We start from the raw sequence: 20,974 nt of genomic DNA, 5'->3' as shown, positions 1-20,974 counted from the left end.
TATGAAAAGAATATATTTAATTCTAATAGCCGCTGTAGCAATCACTTTTACATCCTGTTCCGACCGGGATATGGATACAGTGAAACCTGATACAGGGCAGGGAGCTCCAATTATTAATTTACCCGAGGGAGCGAGCCAGGGAAAAATAATGGTAAAATTCAAACCGGAAGCGGCATCCTTTTTGGATGCTGCTGTAACTCGCTCTATTGGAGGTGCGATGACCCGTTCGGGAATTTCGGATATGGATGTAATTCTGCAGCGAATCGGTACTCATAAATTGGAGCGTATTTTCCCGATAGATAACCGCACGGAAGAACGCACCCGCAAGGCAGGACTGAATCTTTGGTATGTTATCCATTTTGATGAAGATACGAATTTGGAGCAGGTGGCTAAAGATTTGTCGCAGGTAGCAGATGTGGCGAAAGTCCAATTTAGCCATATTATCCAACGTTCATACGATCCTAATGTGCGGGCAACAGTTCTCACCAAACAAGCAATGAGTCATGTGATGCGTAACACTCGCGCCATAAATGTCACACCGGATGATACCTATTTTAATCTACAATGGGGGTGTAAGAATGATGGTTCTATTCTTCAGAATGAAGACAAGAATGACAAGGGTGACAAGGTGGTACCTGCTGTAACGGGGGTTGATGTAAATTGTGGAGAAGCTTGGAAACTTTGTACGGGAGATCCTTCCATCATCGTAGCTGTGCTTGATGAAGGTGTGATGTATGATCATCCTGATTTAAAGGGGAATATGTGGGTGAATGAGGCCGAAACATTTGCTTCAAAGGAAGATGCTGATGGAAATGGTTATGCCGGTGACCGTTATGGCTACAATTTCACAGATGATAAAGGTTATATTTCTTATGATGACCCGAATGATACCGGACATGGAACTCATGTGGCTGGGATTATCAGTGCAGTGAGAAATAATGGTGAAGGTATTAGTGGTATTGCAGGAGGGGATAAAGCTAGTAATATAGGTGGTGTAAAGATAATGAGTTGTCAGGTGTTTTCCGGTTCTAAAGGATGTGACCTGTATCAGGAAGCGAAAGCCGTGAAATATGCAGCAGATAATGGTGCCGTTATTTTGCAGTGTAGTTGGGGATACAATTCGGGACTTGCCAATCCCATTAGCGGATATAGTCCGGGTTATACTTCTGATAAAGCCTGGGTAGACAGTGCTCCGCTGGAGAAAGAGGCTTTTGACTATTTTATTCATAATGCCGGCTCGCCAAATGATGTCATAGACGGAGGTATCATCGTGTTTGCCTCAGGTAATGAATATGCAGCCATGGCCGGATATCCGGGCGCTTATCCTGATTATATTTCGGTAGCGGCCGTAGCAGCCGATGGTACTCCATCCAGTTATTCTAATTATGCGCATGGAGTTTCTATCTGTGCTCCAGGTGGAGACAGTGATTATCATCAGAGCCCCAAAGGTAAAATATATTCCACAATACCATCTTCTGCCAGTGAAGATGGTGGGAATTATGGATACATGGAAGGAACGTCACAGGCTTGTCCACATGTTTCGGGAGTAGCCGCACTGGGACTTTCTTATGCTGCCAAATTGCATCGTCATTTTCGTGCAGATGAATTCCGTAAAATGATATTGGAATCTGCCAAGCCGGTAGAACCATATTTCACGGAAATGAAAGTATATTGGTACACAAATGCTTCATTTGGCCAAATTGCAGCCGGACAGATGGAACCTGCTGCTTATACAGGTAATATGGGTACAGGACTGATTGATGCCTATCAGTTATTGAAAGCTGTTGAGGGCAGAGGTGTCGAGATGACTGTTCCCAATATGTATGTGTCCGTTGGTGGTACAAGTAAGATCAATTACTCCCGTTATTTTAAGAATGGAGAGAATATGACTTTCTCATGTAAAGTTGATGATAGCTCGATAGCTGTTTTTCTCACTGCGGAAGACAACATTACTTTCACCTTGAAAGGATTGAAAGTGGGTTCTACGAAAGCTACCGTTACGGCGACTGACGGTACCAAGCAAGATTTCTTTATTACTGTTCGTAAAAACGATAGTTGGTTGTAAATGTGATTATGAAACGATACTTTACCGGAGCCATCAAGTATGGACTGTTCTTTTTCTTTCTTCTGTCTTCTGCGCATAGTTTTGCGCAGGAAACAGGAGGGGAGCAAGTCTTGCAGTTTGAATGTACTGCAATCAATATAGGGACTTTGTCGGAAGACGATGCGCCAGTAACGTATCATTTTAAATACTGTAATGTAAGTAAAAAAACGGTGCGTATCTCTAAGTTGACTACTTCCTGTGGCTGTACGGTAGCCAAGTGTAATAAAGACTTGGTACAACCGGGGGAACGGGGAGAAATCAATTTGATTTTTCATCCTAAGGATCAGGCTGGTGATTTGTATCGGGAAGCATTTGTCTATACCGATCTCTCCGGAAAGAAACCGATGATCAGGCTGGTACTTACTGGCAAGGTATCACCTACCAGCGACCAATGGAAGGGATATCCCGTAGCTATTGGGAATACATTGCGACTGAAACGGAAAGAATGGCAGATTAGAGTGCTTTCTCGAGAAGGAATGCAAGTGGAAAGATTCATTTGTGTCAATACAGGAAAGCAACCTTTAAATTTGTCAGCCTTGATGCTGCCGGAATACATTCGTTTTCGAACAGAGCCGAAAGTTATTCTTCCGGAAACGGAAGCCGACATGATTCTTTCTATTGATAGAAGTTTGTTGCCTCAAAAGAATGAAATTACATTTTGTTTGGTCTTGGACGGCATTTCAGTACGCCCTTCTGAACGGACAGTACAAGTGAAATTATTGTTACAATAATAAATAATATAAAATATGTATATGAAAAATATATTCAGAATAATGCTACTACTCACCACGATGCTGTTTGTGTCATGTGGGGATGATGATGAAGTAAAGCTTCCTGATACTAAGGATGTAAATTATGCGAATATCGCAGGAAGCTGGCGATTGAGTGAATGGAATGGAGAAAACCTGGAAGGTGACACACGTTACTATTATATAACGTTTGATCGGAAGGGAAAAGACGGAAAACGTTCTTACACTATTTATACGAATCTCAACAGTGCTACATCTGAGCAAATTCCCGGTTCTTTTCTTTTGAGTAAAGAAGATGATTACGGAGATATTATTAGCGGTACTTACTATTATCAGCTTGATACGGATGATGAATGGGAATATTCATACATTGTTTCGGGGTTGACTGATACTTCGATGATATGGACTGCCAAAGAAGATATGGGAGAAATGAAAGTTTATACTCGTTGTAATGAAGTTCCGGCAGATATCATAGCCGGAACAAGAGCTTCATTCTAGTTGTATTCTGTTTCTTACTTTATTGCCATCAGATTTTCTTGAAAATTGGGGCATCTTTTTATAATAAAACCGTTTAAGCAAATCTTTGTATTTAAACGGTTTTTATTTTTGTATTTATCTTTATTGGTACAAGACCGCACAAATAAAATCAAAGATTTATTTGGAAATAAAATAAAGACTTCTTATCTTTGCATTAGATTTATAATTGTAATGAATACAACTTTGAAAAGAAAGGAAGATAATGAAACCATACGATCGATTATTAGAGCATAATATCAAGCCTTCCATGCAACGCATCGCTATCATGGAATATTTGATGGAGCATCCGATTCATCCGTCGGCTGATGATATTTACACAGCATTGTCTCCTTCAATGCCGACACTTTCAAAGACAACGGTCTATAATACTTTGAAATTGTTTTCCGAACAGGGAGCGGCATTAATGCTTACGATTGACGAAAAGAATACAAACTTTGATGCGGATACTTCTGTACATTCCCATTTCCTTTGCAAACGTTGCGGACATATTTATGACTTGGAATGTCCGGAAGCGATTAAACAAGTGGAAAATTTGGAAATGGATGGTCATCAGGTATCGGAAGTTCATTATTATTATAAAGGTATTTGCAAGAATTGCTTAAGTAAAGATAAAGAAACACGTATTGACTAATTAATTTAAAATTGAGAAGAAAATGAAGAAATTTAGATGTACTGTATGCGGTTACGTTCATGAAGGTGACGCAGCTCCTGAGAAATGTCCATTGTGTAAAGCTCCTGCCAGCAAGTTCGTAGAAGTTGTTGAAGTAGAAGGTGGCGCATTGTCTTTTGCTGACGAACACGTTATCGGTGTTGCAAAAGGTTGTGACGAAGAAATGATTAAGGACCTGAACAATCACTTCATGGGAGAATGTACTGAAGTTGGTATGTATTTGGCCATGAGCCGTCAGGCAGACCGCGAAGGTTATCCTGAAGTAGCTGAAGCTTTCAAACGTTACGCTTGGGAAGAAGCTGAACATGCTGCTAAGTTTGCAGAACTGTTGGGTGACTGCGTATGGGATACTAAAACTAACCTGCAGAAACGTAAAGACGCTGAACAAGGTGCATGTGAAGACAAAAAACGCATTGCAACTCGTGCTAAAGCTCTGAACCTGGATGCTATCCATGACACTGTACACGAAATGTGCAAAGACGAAGCTCGTCACGGTAAAGGTTTTGAAGGATTATACAACCGTTATTTCGGTGATAAGAAATAATTAAGCCTAATAAACTCTTAAAAGGTCTGTATTCCACAACGAATACAGACCTTTTTTATTTATATTTGTCTATCAATTTTTAAATACCACAGTTATGAGAAAAGTACAACTATTGTTAGTTTGTTTAATGCTTTCAGCGGCTGCCTTTGCTGCTGATAAGGTGATTAAATTGCCGAAGCCTAATTTAAACCGCACTGGTGCGGTGATGAAGGCATTGTCTGAACGACATTCAACTCGCGAATATGCTTCGAAAGCATTGAGCCTGGCTGATCTGTCTGATTTGTTGTGGGCTGCTAATGGAATAAACCGTAAGGAATCCGGAATGAGAACCGCTCCGTCAGCGTTGAATAAACAGGATGTGGATGTATATGTAGTGTTGCCTGAAGGAAGTTATCTGTATGATGCTAAAAATCATCAGTTGACACTGATAGTTGCGGGAGATTATCGTGGTGCAGTAGCTGGTGGTCAGGCGTTTGTGAAAACAGCTCCGGTATCATTGGTTTTAATCAGCGATCTTTCTCGGTTTGGTGATGCCAAAAGTCCACGCAGCCAGTTGATGGGGGCTATGGATGCCGGTATTGTTTCCCAAAATATTTCAATCTTCTGTTCTGCTGCTAACTTGGCAACAGTACCACGTGCTTCGATGGACAATGAGCAGCTAAAGAAAGTTTTGAAATTGAAAGATAGTCAGATGCCAATGATGAATCATCCTGTAGGACACTTCAAATAAGGATTCGCAGGAAGACTTATAAGCCGTATAAAGAAGATTTATAAGCCTATAAAAAAGAGTGACGCTATCTCTATCGGATACCGTCACTCTTTGCTTGTTATAGCGTCACTATCCTGACCGGATACCGTCACTATATTTTCTTCATTATTTCAAGAGAAATTCATCAATCGCTTTCTTGTAAGTTGCTTTATCAGCAGCTCCACGGAAAAGTTGTGGATCCCCTTTCATCGGAATGAACACAAACAATGGAATACTTGTAGCATTAAACAAAGCTGCCAGTTCTTTTTGTTTATCCACATTAACTTTGTAGATGACAATTTTCCCTGCATATTCCTTTGCCAGTTCTTTCATGATAGGAGCTGTCTGACGGCAAGGTCCGCACCAGTCTGCATATAAATCGATGATGGCGGGCTTGTCGCCTTTGTATTTCCACTCCTTTGATTTCTCATAATCGAAGACGTCTTTCAGAAACATATCTTTGTCCATTACGACGACTTCACCGTTACCTGTTACCTCTTTTTTACCTTGATTGGATTCCCTGCTGTCATTGAAAGCGTATACAATCACGCTTACCATGACAAGGGCTACCATTACTAATACTTTCTTCATTCGTTATCTTTATCTTTTTAACTATAATGCTTTTCAATAACCCCTTGCAGCTCGCTGCTATGGATTACGCCGGAATGTCTCCAGACAGCCTCTCCGTTTTTAAATAATATAAAGGTCGGGACAGCTTGTATGCGATATTTAGTAGCCAGTTCTTCATGCTGGTCAACATCTATCTTTGCAATACGTGCTTTATCTCCTACAATTAATTTTAGTTCTTCTAAAACTGGTTTCATAGCTTTACAGGGTCCGCACCATTCTGCAAAGAAATCAACTAAAACCGGTACCGGTGACTGTATTAAATCTTCAAACTTTTCCATAATCTTTCCTTTCTTAGAGTTAAATGACAGTCATTGAAGACTGCAAATATAAATCCTATTTTATTATAATAACGAAAAAAGGTCGTTTTTGTTCATGCAATAGTAATCGTAAGATTTGTGAAATAGTAATTAGGAGGAGTTTATCTGAATGAGGATAAGTTGAAAAGAAAAATGGATAATGAACGACGATGTAAATCCATCAGGCTTCATTATCCATTTTTTCTTTATAAATGATTCTTCTGTTTATTCCACAATAGTCAATTCATCAATAATATGAGATGCTCCCGCATATTTGTCGATAATAAATAAGGTATAACGGATGTCAACGCAGGCAGCTCGTTGTGAGGAAGGACGGAAAGCGATGTCTCCTGTCAAACCTTCAAAATTGCGGTCGAAAGCAGTTCCTATCAATTGGCCTTTGCTGTTAAATACCGGGCTACCGGAATTTCCTCCTGTATTGTCGGTGTTTACAATAAAGCAGACGGGCATTTCACCGTTTTTACCATAGCGTCCATAATCCTGGGATTTATACAGCTCTTTCAATTTTTGAGGCACTACAAATTCCCAGTTACCCTGATCTTCTTTCTCCATTACACCTTTGAGGGTGGTATGAGCATCATACACAACACCATCAGCCGGTTCATAAGAAAGTACCTGGCCGTAGGTCAAACGTAAAGTTGAATTGGCGTCCGGATAAATAGGTGTACCTTTTTCCTGTCTCATATCCATCATGCCTTTCACCCATACTTTATGAGCAGCGTCATAGTTCTGATTGGCTTCTTTCATGGCAATGGCTGTTTTCAAGATCCCGTCGGTAATAGAATATTTGAATAATACCATCCAGTCATATCCTATTTTATACAAACTTGGTTTCTTGATAAACTTTTCAAAGTTTTTAGGATTGCCAAAAATAGAATGTTCAAAGCAAGCATCGACGAAGGCATCGATACTTCCCTTGAAGCGGGAATTGATGATTTCGAAGATATTGATTCGTTGTTCCTCCGGAATATAGTTGGCGTAAGTTTTCAGCATCTCTTTGGCAACCATCCGTTCTACTTCGGGGAAGGGGACAGAAGCAAAATACTTATCAGCTTCTTGCTTTAATTTTAGCTTCGCCTCTTTTATTTGCTCCTTATCTTTTGATTTCAGAGCGGCAACCAATTCCATCGTGGAAGGGATGCGCATAAAATCAAGGGCGGTGACCAATGCTTCATTGATAGCCTGCTGATGATAGATCGCGTCACGGCGATGAGCCACAATAGAACGAATCTCATCAAAAGCTTTCTGATATGAATCATCTCCTTTTTCACGGCCACGGGCTAATAATTCCTCTTGTTGCGCACGCTTGGTATCCAGTACGTTGAGACGTACCAGTCCTTCATTCATACCGATGGCATTCTTCCAGTAGTTGGCTGATGAAGCATATTTGCTCGCATAATGAATACGTACGGCAGGATCTTTCAGCATTTGTTCCATGAGTACTTTCTGACGGGCTCCACGTACATGCTGGCGCATAAAGTTGGTCGTTTGCATCCGTTCTTCCACTTCGTCGGAAATCATATATCGCCAGTTACGTCCCGGAAATCCCATCACAAAGGTGAAATCTCCTTCCTGAACTCCGGCAATGCTGATTTTCAGGTGTTTCTTTACCTGCAAAGGAACGTTATCTTTTGAGTATTCTGCCGGTTTTCCGTTCTTGTCCGCATAAATACGGAAAAGGGAAAAGTCACCTGTGTGACGAGGCCACATCCAGTTGTCGGTATCTGCACCGAATTTGCCGATGGAAGAAGGAGGAGCGCCTACCATACGAATATCACTGTACACCGTTTTGATGAACATATAATATTTGTTTCCTCCGTAAAAAGCCTTGAGCTCCAGTTTTGTTGCAGGAGTTATTTCTATGTTCTCTGCTTTGGCGAAACGTTCTGCCACGGTGCCCAGATAACTTGGTGACAGGTAGTTGACACCTTCCGGGTCCGGATCTTTTTTCAGTTGCTCGTTGACGTAATCGGTCACATCCAGAATCCGGTCGATAAATGTGACGGTCAATCCCGGAGTAGGAAGTTCCGCGTCACGGTTCATAGCCCAGAAACCATCTGTCAGGTAGTCATGTTCCACATTACTGTGTTGCTGGATAGCTCCATAACCACAGTGGTGATTCGTCAGTACCAGTCCTTCGGAAGAGATAATTTCTCCCGTGCATCCTCCTCCAAAGTGTACCACAGCATCTTTCAGAGAAAGACCGTTCGCGTCATATACTTCTTCGATCGGAATTTCAAGACCGAGTTCGCGCATGGCAACTGCGTTCTGGGTTTTCAGATCGGTTAGCATCCACATGCCTTCGTCGGCGTGGATGCTAAGAGTTGCCAGTGAAAATAGGACAAATAGGATTTGTTTTCTCATTTATTCTACGATTGTCATTTCATTAATCAGGTGTCCGCAGTTGCCTAACTTCTCCAGAATGAACAGGACATAACGGATATCCAGGTTAATGCAGCGTTGTAGGTTGTTGTCGAAGTTGATGTCACCGCTCAATGATTCCCAGTTACCATCAAAAGCACAACCGATCAGTTCTCCGTTTTCATTCAATACCGGGCTGCCGGAGTTACCACCGGTGATGTCATTGGTGGACAGGAAGCAGACAGGCATATCACCGTTCGGTAAAGCATAACGGCCATAATCTTTCTTCTCAATCAGCTCTTTCAGTTTGGCGGGGACAACGAACTCGCGGTCTTCCGGATTTTCTTTCTCAAGAATTCCTTTAGTGGTGGTGTAATAGTTGTAGTGTACGCCGTCTTTCGGATCGTATGGTTTCACGTTACCATAAGTCAGACGAATGGTAAAGTTTGCGTCCGGGTAAGAAGGTACAGGCAATTTCATTTCGCCCAGACCACGAATATAAGTTTTGTGCAGCAAAGCCAGTTCCTGATCCATGTCCTTGAGCTGGGAAACCAGTTTATCCATCAAGTCATATTTAGATTGGCAGTATTGCAATGCAAGATCGTTGTCGATTGCTTTCACTGACGGCTTCTTTGTAAACTTCTCAAAGTTTGCGCGGTTGGCAAAAATAGAGTTGTCGTACATATCATCAACAAACTTGTTGTAATCGCCCTTATATTTCTGCTCAATTACTTTGTAGATAGACGGACGCTGGTTAGCCGGAACCATTTCCGCATATAACGGGAACAATGCTTTAGCAACTTTGCGGTCTACTTCATGGTCATAATCTTTGTTATGGATACTTTCGTAAGTGCTTTCCAGCGCTTTCATACGTGCTTCGATCACAGAGTCGTTCTTTTCAAGCAATGCTTCACGCGTTTTAGATAACATGACATTACCAAATTCGATAGCTCCGAAGAAAGTCTCTCTCAAACAAGTATATTGATAATTGAGAGGGGTTGTTTTAGCTACCAGGTCATCGATGTTCTTCACGACTGCCGCATATTCGGCATTGTTTTGTGCCTTTGCAAATTCTGCGAATTTAGCTTCCTGTGCAGCTTTCGTTCCCAACACATCATTATCGATGATGGCTTTATTCATACCGATGGAGTTTTTCCAATAATTGCTGGAACCCGCATACTTGTTAGCATACTGAATACGGATTTTGTCACTGGCATTCATCACTTCTTTCAGGACAGCCAAACGAGCGCCACGAATACGGATACGCGGGTCGTTCTCCGATTCCATACGTTCTTTCACCTCTGATACAGTCAGGTAACGGCTCGTGCTTCCGGGGAATCCCATAATCATTGCGTAATCTCCTTCTTTCAACCCTTTGATAGAGATAGACAAATGTTTCTTTGTTTTCAGGGGAACATTGTTTTCACTGTATTCTGCCGGTTCACCGTTCGCGTCAGCATAGATACGGAACATGGAGAAGTCGCCGGTATGGCGCGGCCACATCCAGTTGTCTGTCTCGCCACCGAACTTACCGATAGAAGAGGGGGGAGCAGCTACCATACGTACATCCGGATATATTTTCTTATAGAAAAGATAGAATTTATTTCCGGCATAGAACGGAAGAGCCTGCGGAACAATTCCTTTTTTGTCTGCCAGGTCACTTTTGAAATAAAGGTCATGAGCCAGCTTTTGAAGGAATGTATTGCTGAATGATTCGGATTCGGTGATTTCCTTTGCCGCAATCTTGGCATTGACAATATCTGTAACATCTTCGATACGTTCGATAAATGTAAATTTCAGTCCCGGAGTAGGAAGCTCCTTGTCTCTGGAAGTAGCCCAGAAACCATCTGTCAGATAATCGTGCTCAACACTACTATGTTGCTGGATGGATGCGTAGCCACAGTGGTGATTGGTTAGAATCAAACCTTCGGGCGAGATAATTTCTCCCGTACATCCACCTCCGAATATACCTACGGCATCTTTGAGAGAAACGCCGTTTGGATTATATAAGTCCTGGGCTTCTAGTTTTAATCCCTGTTTTTTCATCATATCTATGGAATGTTGCTGTTGCATCAATTGCAATAGCCACATACCCTCATCCGCTCTAACGGAAAATACAAAAAGCGCAGCCAGCGCTACCAGATAAAATCTTAGTTTGTTCATTATTTAATGATAAAATTTGAATATATGATTGTTAATATCTTCTGTTTCTCATTCTCAACTCTCCACTCTCAATTCTCCATTTCTTAAAGCTTCCATGATATTAGCAGGCGGACGTTGATTCATCAGTTCGTTTTTCATAAAGTCCATGTAAGGAGCTACGTGTTTAAAGAACTGATAATAACCTTTGCATAAGTAGTTCAATCCCGGTTCACCTTCTGCCGTTTGGCTAAAACGATTTTTCGGGCATTCCCCGTTGCAGGCAAACAGGAACTCACACTCCTTGCATTGAGTAGGGAGAGACTGGTATTTCATGTTTCCGAAGTTGTGCTGACGCTCGCTATGCATCATTTCTACCAGTGTCTTACTGTAAATGTTACCTAATTTATATTCGGGGAATACAAAGTGGTCGCAAGAATAAACGTCTCCGTTGAATTCCATTACACCGGCATGTCCGCAAGTCTTTGCCATCGTGCATATACCGGGTTGCTCACCCATCCAGTTGGCCAGGGTAGAATCGAATATCTGCACATAGTATTTGCCTACATCTTCTTTCACCCATTCGTCAAAGAGAGTACAGAGGAAGTTCCCCCATTGTTCCGGAGTGATTGAAAAGTCAGCCAGTGTTCCGGCTTTATTTTCGGCAAGAGAAGCGAGATGACGTCCGTCTTCATGCGAAAGAATACGTTCAACGATGGGAGCGAACTGGATATATTGGCAACCGATTTCTTTGAAGAAACGATAAAACTCCAACGGATATTCGGCATTGAAGTCATTAATAACTGCCATTGCATTCCATTCTACCCCGTGTTTCTTCAGAAGATTGATGCCTTGCATCACTTTCACAAAAGAAGGTTTTCCCAATTTGTTTTTGCGATACTCGTCATGAAACTCCTGGGGACCGTCGATGGAGACACCTACCAGCCAATTGTTTTCACGGAAGAATTCGCACCATTCGTCAGTAAGCATGGTTCCGTTGGTCTGGATGCAATTGTCGATCGTACGTCCGCGGGCGTATTTCTTTTGTAGTTCCATTGCCTTTTTATAGAAGGAGAGCGGTCGCATCAGCGTTTCTCCTCCGTGCCAGGTGAAAAGTACCTGCGGCATGGTTTGTGAGTTAATGTACTCGTCGATAAACTTTTCCAGAAGTTCATCGCTCATTACGTGTTTCGGATTGTCTTTGTATAGGTTGGCCTTTTCCAAATAATAGCAATAATCGCATGCTAGATTACATACGGCACCTACAGGCTTTACCATTACATAAAGCGGTTTGGCAAAAGGGGCAAATGTTGATGTTTTCATGACTGCAAAATTAGATAAACTAAATGAAAAAAATAGCCTTACACCTATGTTTATAAGGATTATTAAAGAAAAGACTCTTACAAGATTTAAATATTGATAAAATGTTTCTTTGAATTCTGAATCAGTTGTACCTTTGTGCACAGAATTTAATGAATAGATGAACGTGAATAAAATTTTGCCTTTTTTGCTTTTGCTTCCGTTTCTGGCTTCCTGTACCAGTAAGTACAAGATTGAAGGAACATCTTCAGTGAATAGTCTGGATGGAAAGATGCTGTATCTTAAATCCCTGCGTGATGGCGAGTGGGTGAAGCTGGATTCTGCTGAAGTGGTGCATGGTCTGTTTTCAATGAAAGGGAAAATAGATTCCGTACAGATGGTGACGCTTTATATGGATGAAGAAAGCATTATGCCGATCGTTCTGGAAAGTGGAAAAATAACAGTTACCATCAGCAATACGGACTTGAAGGCAGTGGGAACCTCTTTAAATAATGCGTTGTACGAGTTTATCAGCAAAAGAAACCAATTAGAAGAAAGTATCAGCGAACTGGAGCAGAAAGAAACCCGTATGGTATTGGATGGAGGGGATCTGGATGAAATTCACAGTCAGCTGGTGGTGGAAGGTGATTCACTGATGCAAGCGATGAATCAGTATGTGAAAACGTTTATTTCCGACAATTACGAAAATGTATTGGGACCTAGTGTATTTATGATGCTTTGCAGCTCTTTGCCCTATCCCATTATGACTCCGCAGATAGATGATATTATAAAGGATGCTCCTTACTCTTTTAAAGATAATAAGCTGGTAAGAGAGTTTCTGTCTAAAGCAAGAGAAAACATGAAGTTGATAGAAGAACATCAACGATTGGAACAAAATGCTTCAACAAATAAGTAATACTTGAGTTTTTTGTGTATTTTTGCATAAAACTCAAGTAAAATGAAAACGACTACTGTTTCGGTATACGCCGCTTTCTTTTTTATTTTAGTCTTATCGGTTTCTTGTCATAGAGATTCGGAGGTCCCTGATGCGGCATTCCAGAAGATCGAAATGTGTATGGAATCTCTCCCTGATACGGCTCTGTATCTATTAAAATCAGTTCCTCATCCTGAAAAATTGCGTGGAAAATCGCAGGCGGATTATGCGCTTTTATTAACGCAGGCAATGGATCAGAACTATGTGAAGTTTACTTCTGATTCGTTGATTGCATTGGCACTGAATTACTATACTGTAGAGCGTGGTGACACTGCCATGCGTGCTAAAGCACAGTATTATTATGGTAGAGTGCTGCGTGAATTGGGCAAAGATGAAGAGGCTTTGTCGTTCCTGTCTTCAGCAAAGGAAATGTTCGGGAAGATTCAATGTTGCAAGATGTTTGCCATGGCTACTGATGAAATAGGGATGGTGAACCGGAAAAAGAAATTGTATCAGGAGTCATTGAAGAATTTTCAGGAGTCATACGCTATCTATGAAGAGTTAAAAGATTCTGTGGGTATTGTCAGAGCCGAGCAGAATATAGGACGGGCTTATTTGTTTCAGAATAAATGGGATAGCTGTTATTTCTATTATAATAATGCTTTAGAATTAGCCAGGAAAAAACAGTATCCGTCTGAAGTTTCCATTTTACATGAGTTGGGTATCCTGTATCGTTCTATGGGAGAGTTGAAAAAGTCAGAGCGCTATTTCCTTGCTGCTTATGAAAAAGAAACGGATGAGGAAAGGAAATATGTAGAGTGTATGTCTTTGGGATATTTGTATATACAAATGGGGGATGTGGAGAATGCCAGAAAATATTTTAAGATGAGTGTAAATTCTTCTAAAGAGTATACCCGTATTGACGCATACAACAATTTATACTTTTTGGAAAAGGATATTGATAATTTTGAAGAAGCAATTACTTATCATGAAAAAGCGGATTCCATTGTCAGCGTATTGGATGAGGTCGATTCTTTGGAGTTGATAACAGAACTGCAAAAGCAGTATGAGAACGAAAAACTCCGGAGCGATAATTTACAAATGAAAATGCACCGTACAGTTTTTCTGTTTTGCGGTACGATTGTTTTTCTGATTGTAGCCTTCTATATGTGTTATTACTATTACAAAAGTAAGAACCATAAAAAGAAGATTGCCGAGATTGAATCCCAGATTAGAGATAATGAAGAGGAGATAAAGCGATATCAGCAGGAGATGGAAGAAATCCAGGAGTTGAAAGACCAAGTGCTGGAAGAGAACCGCATACTCGAAGAAAATCGAATGAAGGTAGGCGAGTTGAATGGAAAGATTGTGCTTTTGAGTATGCAGAACAAAACCTTATCGGGGTTGTTGAAAGAACTAGGAGGAGAATTAACTGTCGGACCGTCTTCTGAACAATACATATCTGCCTTTCGATTACTGCTTGCTATAAAAGAGGGAACATTAAGAGGTAAGTTGTCTGATGGAGAACGCTATAAATTGTTTAGTCTGTTTGATTTACTCTATGCTAATTACGTTACCCGATTGCTTGACAAAGCTCCTTTATTGACGAAACGTGATCTTGAAATCTGTTGCTTCCTTAAATTTGGGCTGACTAATGAAGAGTTGGCTCGTATTTTCCAGACCTCTTCCGACTCGGTAACCAAGGCGAAGGGGAGACTAAAAGGCCGGTTAGGCATTTCTTCACAAGAAGATTTAAATGCATTTTTAAGGGACTTTTGATAAATAAAAAATGAATTGTCCGGGTCAATAACAGAATCAAAACATGTATTTTGTTGGATTTTAGATGTTTACGATGAATCAGACACACTGATTTTGTCCGGGTGACTTTTTTTGTGTTTTCAGATGCATGCCGTACTTTTGACCTAACAAAAACCAAATAGCTATATGAAAAATCCTAATGAATTATCTGCTACCTCTTCATGGAGAGGTAACGAATTACAGTTGATAGAACAGAAAGCCAACATTGTTGTCGGAGTAGCTAATTCTCGTACGCGGTTAAGGATAGGAGTTCTATTAAGTAAATATTCAGAGTATCAGGTGGATTATATATCCTCCGAGAGTGAAACAGGTAAACTGATTGAAGAAGCCGATCTAATAATTGGAGCGGGGATTACTGCCTATGAAGGGGTGTTACGCCGGAAACCGGTGATTGTAGTGGGGGATTATGGCTTTGGAGGCTTGGTTACTCCGGATACATTCCGCAAGCATTATAACAATCGGTTTAGAGGAAAGATTAATGGTGCAAGAGGTGAATCTTTCTCATTGGAGAATTTAGAAAAAGAAATTCATAAAGGTTTTAATTTGACTTTTCAAGAATTGCAAATGATGTCAAACCAAACCATAACTTTGCAAAACATCTAAATATCTGAATTCCTTAATTTCTTAATTTAATAGTTTGATGCATAAAACTGGTTAGGAGTGTGGGGGTGCGTGAGCATCCCCATATTCATTTTTAGGTATAATACACAAATTACCGGTCTTGATCTTCGTTTTTCACCATTCCCTTATGTTGCTCCGGGAGGGCACTTTCAACAGCAGCGTATGCCTCTGCCATGGTTGCCTTGATATTTTCCATGCCTTTTCCTTTGGGAGGAATAGGGTCGTGAATAGTCAGAATCATGCGATGGCGATGTATCCATTTGCCTGTGCGTGGAAGGATTTCAAATGAGCCATCGATAGTGACAGGTACCACTGCCAACTGTAAATCATCCGCCAATTGGAAAGCCCCTTTTTTAAAATATCCCATGTGTCCGGTAAAAGTGCGTGCACCTTCGGGAAAGACCACCAGAGAAACTCCGTCTTTCAACGAGTCTTTTGCCTGCCGGATGGTTTCCAAAACCTTCTTCGGGCCGGAACGGTCTACAAAGATATGTCCTGCGCTTTCACAGGCTTTTCCGACGAATGGCAATTTACGCAGACTTTTTTTCATCATCCATTTAAAGTTTCTTCCAATGAAGCCGTAGATGAGGAAAATATCAAATGAACCCTGATGGTTAGGTACAAAAATATAGGAAGTTTTGTCATGCAGCTTTTCGCGCCCCTCAATCTTCACGGGAATCAACAGGAACAGACAAATTAATTGTGACCATATCTTTCCCGGATAATATCCCCAGAAGTGGGCTCCTCCCAAGAGGGAACCTACAATAGTGACGATTGCCGTAAGGATGGTCAGCACTAATAAAATAGGCAAAGCGATGCAAATCTGATAAATATAATACAGTATCTTCATAGGGTTGGATTTTTATCCTGCAAATATACATGATTATTGGTAAAAAAGAGAGGCAGATGCGAGATAATCTTTCCGATTGTGTTATTTTTGCCTCTTGTTAGTAGAGATAGTTATAAAATTATGATACGTATATTACATACTGCCGACTGGCATTTGGGACAAACCTTTTTTGGATATGATCGCACGGGAGAACATGAGGTATTCCTGAATTGGCTGGCAGAAGAAATTCGTCAGAAAGAGATTGATGCATTGATTATAGCCGGAGATGTTTTTGATGTTTCCAACCCTTCCGCTGCATCCCAAAGCATGTATTATCAGTTTATTTATCGGGTGACAGTGGAGAATCCGAATCTGCAAATTGTCATTGTGGCCGGCAATCATGATTCGGCAGCACGTCTGGAAGCTCCTTTGCCTCTGTTGCAGGCTATGCGGACAGAAGTCAGAGGGGTAGTGCGTAAACTTGAAGGTGGAGAAATTGATTATGACCATTTGATCGTGGAACTGAAGAACCGGAAAGGGGAAGTGGAACTGCTTTGCATGGCTGTCCCTTTTTTGCGCCAGGGGGATTATCCGGTCGTGCAGACGGAAGGCAACCTGTACGCGGAGGGAGTTCGCGAACTATATTCGCAGCTTCTGCAAAGGCTATGGAAGCAAAGGACAGCGAATCAGTCGATTCTTGCCATCGGTCATTTGCAGGCTACAGGATCGGAGATTGCAGAAAAAGATTATAGTGAACGTACTGTGATTGGTGGTCTGGAATGTGTATCGCCGGAAGCTTTTTCCGAACAGATAGCGTATACGGCATTGGGGCATATACATAAAGCGCAGCGAGTGTCGGGAAGGGAGAATGTGAGATATGCAGGAAGTCCTATTCCGATGTCTTTTGCAGAGAAACATTATCATCATGGAGTCGTGATGGTGACTTTTGACGGAGGTTGTGCAGTGGACATTGAACGGTTGGAATGCCCGAAATTAATCCCTTTAGTGAGTGTGCCGAATGGAGAGCCCGCCTTGCCGGAAGTGGTGTTGGAAGCCTTGAAAGAATTGCCGGAGACAAAGGATGTAGCTCCTTATTTAGAAGTGAAGGTACTGCTGGAGGAGCCGGAACCCATGCTTCGGCAGGAGATTGAGGAGGCATTGGCAGATAAAAATTATCGATTGGCACGCATTGTGTCTACCTATCGCACCGATGTAGAAAATAAGGAGAAAGAAAACGAGAACTGGAAGAGAGGATTGCAGGAGATGTCTCCCTTACAGATTGCGCAGTCTGCCTTTGAAAAGATTTATCAGGTGGAAATGCCTGCCGAACTGACAGGTTTGTTTCAGGAAGCCTATTGGGCTGCTACTCATAAAGAAGAGGAGGAAGAAGAATGAAAATACTGGCTATACGATTGAAGAATCTGACTTCGATAGAAGGGACAGTAGAAGTCGATTTTACAGCAGAACCATTACACTCTGCAGGTATATTTGCCATATCAGGACCTACGGGTGCCGGTAAGTCTACTTTACTAGATGCTTTATGTCTGGCACTGTATGATAAAGCTCCCCGTTTCGCAACTTCGGTGGAAAGTGTGAATCTGGCAGATGTAGGAGACAATCAGGTAAATCAGTCCGATGTAAGAAATTTATTGCGTCGGGGAACAAGCGACGGTTATGCGGAAGTCGATTTCTTAGGCATTGACGGACGGCGTTACCGTTCTCGCTGGTCGGTAAGACGGACAAGAAATAAGATAAGCGGTTCTTTGCAGCCACAAACGCTGGAGGTGAAAGAACTGGATACGGAGAAAGAATTCCAGGGTACCAAAAAAGAGTTGTTGATTCAGTTGGTGGAGCTGGTGGGGTTGACGTATGAGCAGTTTACCCGTACCGTATTATTGGCGCAGAATGATTTTGCAACATTCCTGAAATCGAAAGGAGCGGCCAAAGCGGAGTTGCTTGAGAAGTTGACGGGAACCGGTGTATATTCCCGGATTTCTCAAGAAGTCTATGCACGGAATAAGGCGGCACAGGAAGAAGTCACTTTGATTCAGAATCGAATGAATGTGATCGAATTGATGCCGGAAGAAGAATTACTTGCTTTACAAAAAGAGAAAGAGCTGTTGGCCGAAAAGCGTGTGACAGGAATCAAACTGCTGGCAGAGCAAAATGAACAACTGAATGTGGTTCGTTCATTAAAAATGCAGGAAGATCTTTGGAAGAAGAAGCAACAGGAAGAACAGGAGGAGCAAGCAAGATTGAAAATGTTACAGGGCGCATTGGCTTCACAAGAAGAAGGATTGGTGCATTTCAAGGCACAATGGGAAGCCATACAGCCGGACTTGAAGAAAGCCCGTCAGTTGGATGTACAGATACAGTCACAGCAGGACAGTTACACACAATCGAAACAGATGTTACAGTCCGCTAATAAACAGGTGTCGGAGCAGGAACAAAAAATGCGGATGGCTACGGAGCAGTTGCAGGTTTCTTATTCTTCTCTGAACCGTTTGCTGAATCATGTAGGAATAGAAGAAGCGTTGCAGCTAGAACAGGTGGAAGAAATTCTACGGCAGGAAGCAGACAAACTGACAGCCGGGATAAACACGAATGAAGAGCGGTTGTTGCGATTAAACTCTTTCGGATATCCGTTATTGACCGAAGAACAGATGAAGTTGCAAAAAGAGCTGACACGCCAACAGAATATCCGGCAATTGACGGAAACGCAGACGAAAACCAAGGCGGAAGTAGAACGGTTGGAGAAAGAAACAACTGATTGCCTGAAACAATTGACTGAACAAGAAACCGCATTGAAAGTGACTCAACGCCTTTACGAAAATGCACGTATGGCAGTGGGAAAAGACGTGAAAGCATTGCGTCAGCAATTGCAGGAGGGGGAAGCTTGTCCAGTTTGCGGTAGTACGGCGCATCCTTACCATCAGGAACAGGAGGTAGTAGATACTCTTTTTCGGAGTATAGAACAGGAGTATAATGCAGCAGTAGCAAACTGTCAACAGATCAATAACCGGAGCATTGTTTTGCAACGTGATTGGACGCATCAGAAGATGGTGGACGGACAGATTGGAGAACAGTTGGCGGCATTGTATAAAGCTGGGATCGATGCTGGTAACGAAGAGCAGATACAACATCGTTTGACGGAACTGGCAGAACGTATTTTAGAATATCGTAATCTTTATGCAGAATGGCAACGCAGCGATGAAGAAATTAAAAAGATGCGTGCGCATTGTGAAGCTCTTCGTGAGAATGTATCTCTTTGTCGCCTGGCGATGCAGAAAGTATCGTCTGCTAAAGAACAGTTGTTATTACTGCAGAATACTGCTTCAGCCGAACAAAAGAGATTTGAAGTTATAGAGAAAGCGTTGAATGTGCTCCGTCAGGAACGTTCGCAACTGTTGAAAGGAAAAAGTGCGGATGAAGCGGAAGCAGCCGTGGCAAAAAGAGAAAAAGAGCTGAATTTGGCTTTGGAGAAAGCACGCAAAGAGGTAGAGGCTGTGCACAATCGCCTTTCTGGTCTGCAAGGAGAGATGAAGCAAATTACGCTGGCTATCGGAGAATTGCAGGAACAGTATAAAAAGATTGAGTCTCCCGAACAACTTCCCGAAATAATAAAGAAACAACAGGAAGAAAACCTGAATATCGAACGTACCTTTTCTACTATGGAAGCCCGTCTTTTGCAACAGGCAAAGAATAAGCTAACTGTGGAACAGATTGCGAAGGAACTGGCAGAGAAACAGACGATTGCCGAACGTTGGGCGAAACTTAATAAACTGATAGGCAGTGCGGACGGAGCGAAATTTAAAGTGATAGCTCAAAGTTACACTTTGAATTTGCTGTTGCTTCATGCCAATAAACATTTATCCTACCTTTCTAAACGCTATAAGTTGCAACAGGTTCCCGACACGTTGGCGCTTCAAGTGATAGATTGTGATATGTGTGATGAAATACGGACTGTGTACTCTCTTTCCGGTGGTGAATCATTCCTGATATCTTTGGCGTTGGCTTTGGGCTTGTCTTCCTTATCAAGCAATAACCTGAAAGTAGAATCTCTATTTATTGATGAAGGATTCGGCTCTTTGGATGCGGAAAGCCTGCGTACGGCAATGGAAGCATTGGAACAATTACAGATGCAGGGACGGAAAATCGGAGTTATTTCTCACGTACAGGAGATGAGTGAACGAATTTCTGTTCAGGTGCAAGTGCATAAGAAAGTGAATGGAAAGAGTGTGCTTACCGTTGTAGGGTAAGCACATCCATTATCTCCTTTTACATTAATTCGTTCAATTCGCTTAAATTCTTCTTTATTTCGTGGATGCGATTTAAGAACTTCTTGCGGTAAATCCATAAAATCAATCCTAGTCCTCCGCCCCATAACAGGATAAAGAAGGCTATCATGCCTATTCCATATTGCCACACTTGCCAGTAGATAAATGAGAGTACAGCCAGTACCAGGAGGAAAGCAATAGCAATCAGTCGTTCTCTGATGGTCCATCGGTGTATACGGTTCACGCGGCTGATTACCTCTACCAGAGGCATCTCGTCTATTTGAGTCCGTTGGAGGTAGCGGGTGGTGACGATGTCCCAGCAAAGTGCGGGAATCCATGCGAAAATGATAATGATGTAGATCGGGTTCAATCTGTTGTGCAACAACACCTCCGCTAA

At 41.8% G+C, this 20,974-nt stretch carries 17 protein-coding genes; 11 read left to right on the top strand and 6 right to left on the bottom strand.

All coding sequences use genetic code 11. The annotated features are described in order from the left end of the window. Position 1 precedes the first annotated feature (1 nt). The 6 genes from HMPREF9009_RS19885 to HMPREF9009_RS19860 all read left to right on the top strand — a co-directional run bounded on the left by HMPREF9009_RS19885 (position 2) and on the right by HMPREF9009_RS19860 (position 5,334). Entirely contained in the window at positions 2-2,065 is a 2,064-nt protein-coding gene (locus HMPREF9009_RS19885; RefSeq protein ID WP_008021777.1) for a S8 family serine peptidase, read from the top strand. A gap of 8 nt (positions 2,066-2,073) precedes the next feature. Continuing rightward, positions 2,074-2,835: a DUF1573 domain-containing protein gene (locus HMPREF9009_RS19880; RefSeq protein ID WP_049703397.1), complete on the top strand. Its 762-nt coding sequence runs from the start codon at positions 2,074-2,076 to the stop codon at positions 2,833-2,835. A gap of 21 nt (positions 2,836-2,856) precedes the next feature. Then, positions 2,857-3,351, top strand: coding sequence for a lipocalin family protein (locus HMPREF9009_RS19875; RefSeq protein ID WP_225472761.1), 495 nt, complete (start codon positions 2,857-2,859; stop codon positions 3,349-3,351). Positions 3,352-3,592: 241 nt separating this feature from the next. Continuing rightward, positions 3,593-4,021: a Fur family transcriptional regulator gene (locus tag HMPREF9009_RS19870; RefSeq protein WP_004312036.1), complete on the top strand. Its 429-nt coding sequence runs from the start codon at positions 3,593-3,595 to the stop codon at positions 4,019-4,021. A 22-nt stretch (positions 4,022-4,043) separates the two neighbouring features. Beyond that, entirely contained in the window at positions 4,044-4,604 is a 561-nt protein-coding gene (locus HMPREF9009_RS19865) for an NADH peroxidase (RefSeq protein WP_004297333.1), read from the top strand. Between the two features lie 94 nt (positions 4,605-4,698). Further along, positions 4,699-5,334, top strand: coding sequence for a SagB/ThcOx family dehydrogenase (locus HMPREF9009_RS19860; protein ID WP_049703089.1), 636 nt, complete (start codon positions 4,699-4,701; stop codon positions 5,332-5,334). Positions 5,335-5,478: 144 nt separating this feature from the next. Here the strand turns inward: HMPREF9009_RS19860 and HMPREF9009_RS19855 are convergent, their stop codons facing one another. From HMPREF9009_RS19855 to HMPREF9009_RS19835, 5 genes are all read right to left on the bottom strand, one after another. Next, a complete protein-coding gene (locus HMPREF9009_RS19855) occupies positions 5,479-5,943 on the bottom strand; it encodes a thioredoxin family protein (RefSeq protein WP_049703088.1) in 465 nt (154 codons plus the stop codon). 17 nt (positions 5,944-5,960) lie between these two features. After that, on the bottom strand, positions 5,961-6,260 hold the full coding sequence (trxA, locus tag HMPREF9009_RS19850) for a thioredoxin (protein WP_049703087.1): 300 nt from the start codon (positions 6,258-6,260) through the stop codon (positions 5,961-5,963). Between the two features lie 243 nt (positions 6,261-6,503). After that, positions 6,504-8,663 carry a S46 family peptidase gene (locus HMPREF9009_RS19845; protein ID WP_049703086.1) on the bottom strand — a complete coding sequence of 720 codons (2,160 nt, stop codon included), beginning with the start codon at positions 8,661-8,663 and terminating at the stop codon, positions 6,504-6,506. Beyond that, positions 8,664-10,823, bottom strand: a complete 2,160-nt coding sequence (locus HMPREF9009_RS19840) for a S46 family peptidase (protein WP_009040909.1) — start codon at positions 10,821-10,823, stop codon at positions 8,664-8,666. A gap of 54 nt (positions 10,824-10,877) precedes the next feature. After that, on the bottom strand, positions 10,878-12,122 hold the full coding sequence (locus tag HMPREF9009_RS19835; RefSeq protein WP_008021790.1) for an anaerobic sulfatase-maturation protein: 1,245 nt from the start codon (positions 12,120-12,122) through the stop codon (positions 10,878-10,880). Positions 12,123-12,279: 157 nt separating this feature from the next. On the opposite strand from HMPREF9009_RS19835, the gene HMPREF9009_RS19830 reads away from it, so the two are divergent. The 3 genes from HMPREF9009_RS19830 (at position 12,280) to HMPREF9009_RS19820 (ending at position 15,453) form a co-directional block, all read left to right on the top strand. Beyond that, positions 12,280-13,014, top strand: a complete 735-nt coding sequence (locus HMPREF9009_RS19830; RefSeq protein ID WP_004297344.1) for a DUF4369 domain-containing protein — start codon at positions 12,280-12,282, stop codon at positions 13,012-13,014. Between the two features lie 42 nt (positions 13,015-13,056). After that, on the top strand, positions 13,057-14,811 hold the full coding sequence (locus tag HMPREF9009_RS19825; protein WP_049703085.1) for a tetratricopeptide repeat protein: 1,755 nt from the start codon (positions 13,057-13,059) through the stop codon (positions 14,809-14,811). Between the two features lie 165 nt (positions 14,812-14,976). After that, entirely contained in the window at positions 14,977-15,453 is a 477-nt protein-coding gene (locus tag HMPREF9009_RS19820) for a hypothetical protein (RefSeq protein ID WP_049703084.1), read from the top strand. A gap of 109 nt (positions 15,454-15,562) precedes the next feature. Here the strand turns inward: HMPREF9009_RS19820 and HMPREF9009_RS19815 are convergent, their stop codons facing one another. After that, positions 15,563-16,321 (bottom strand): lysophospholipid acyltransferase family protein, encoded by a 759-nt coding sequence (locus HMPREF9009_RS19815; protein ID WP_004315944.1) that lies wholly within the window; start codon positions 16,319-16,321, stop codon positions 15,563-15,565. A gap of 120 nt (positions 16,322-16,441) precedes the next feature. Between HMPREF9009_RS19815 and HMPREF9009_RS19810 the strand changes: the two genes are divergently transcribed. Beyond that, positions 16,442-17,695, top strand: coding sequence for an exonuclease SbcCD subunit D C-terminal domain-containing protein (locus HMPREF9009_RS19810; RefSeq protein ID WP_008643301.1), 1,254 nt, complete (start codon positions 16,442-16,444; stop codon positions 17,693-17,695). Then, positions 17,692-20,559 (top strand): SbcC/MukB-like Walker B domain-containing protein, encoded by a 2,868-nt coding sequence (locus HMPREF9009_RS19805; RefSeq protein WP_049703083.1) that lies wholly within the window; start codon positions 17,692-17,694, stop codon positions 20,557-20,559. Before HMPREF9009_RS19810 ends, HMPREF9009_RS19805 begins: the two co-directional genes overlap by 4 nt. Positions 20,560-20,974: the final 415 nt, after the last annotated feature.

It is taken from the genome of Bacteroides sp. 3_1_13 (genome assembly GCF_001185845.1).
GTDB classification, from domain to species: domain Bacteria; phylum Bacteroidota; class Bacteroidia; order Bacteroidales; family Bacteroidaceae; genus Bacteroides; species Bacteroides xylanisolvens.
The sequence above is the reverse complement of the archived record's forward strand: the minus strand, read 5'-3'. Positions and strand labels throughout refer to the sequence as shown.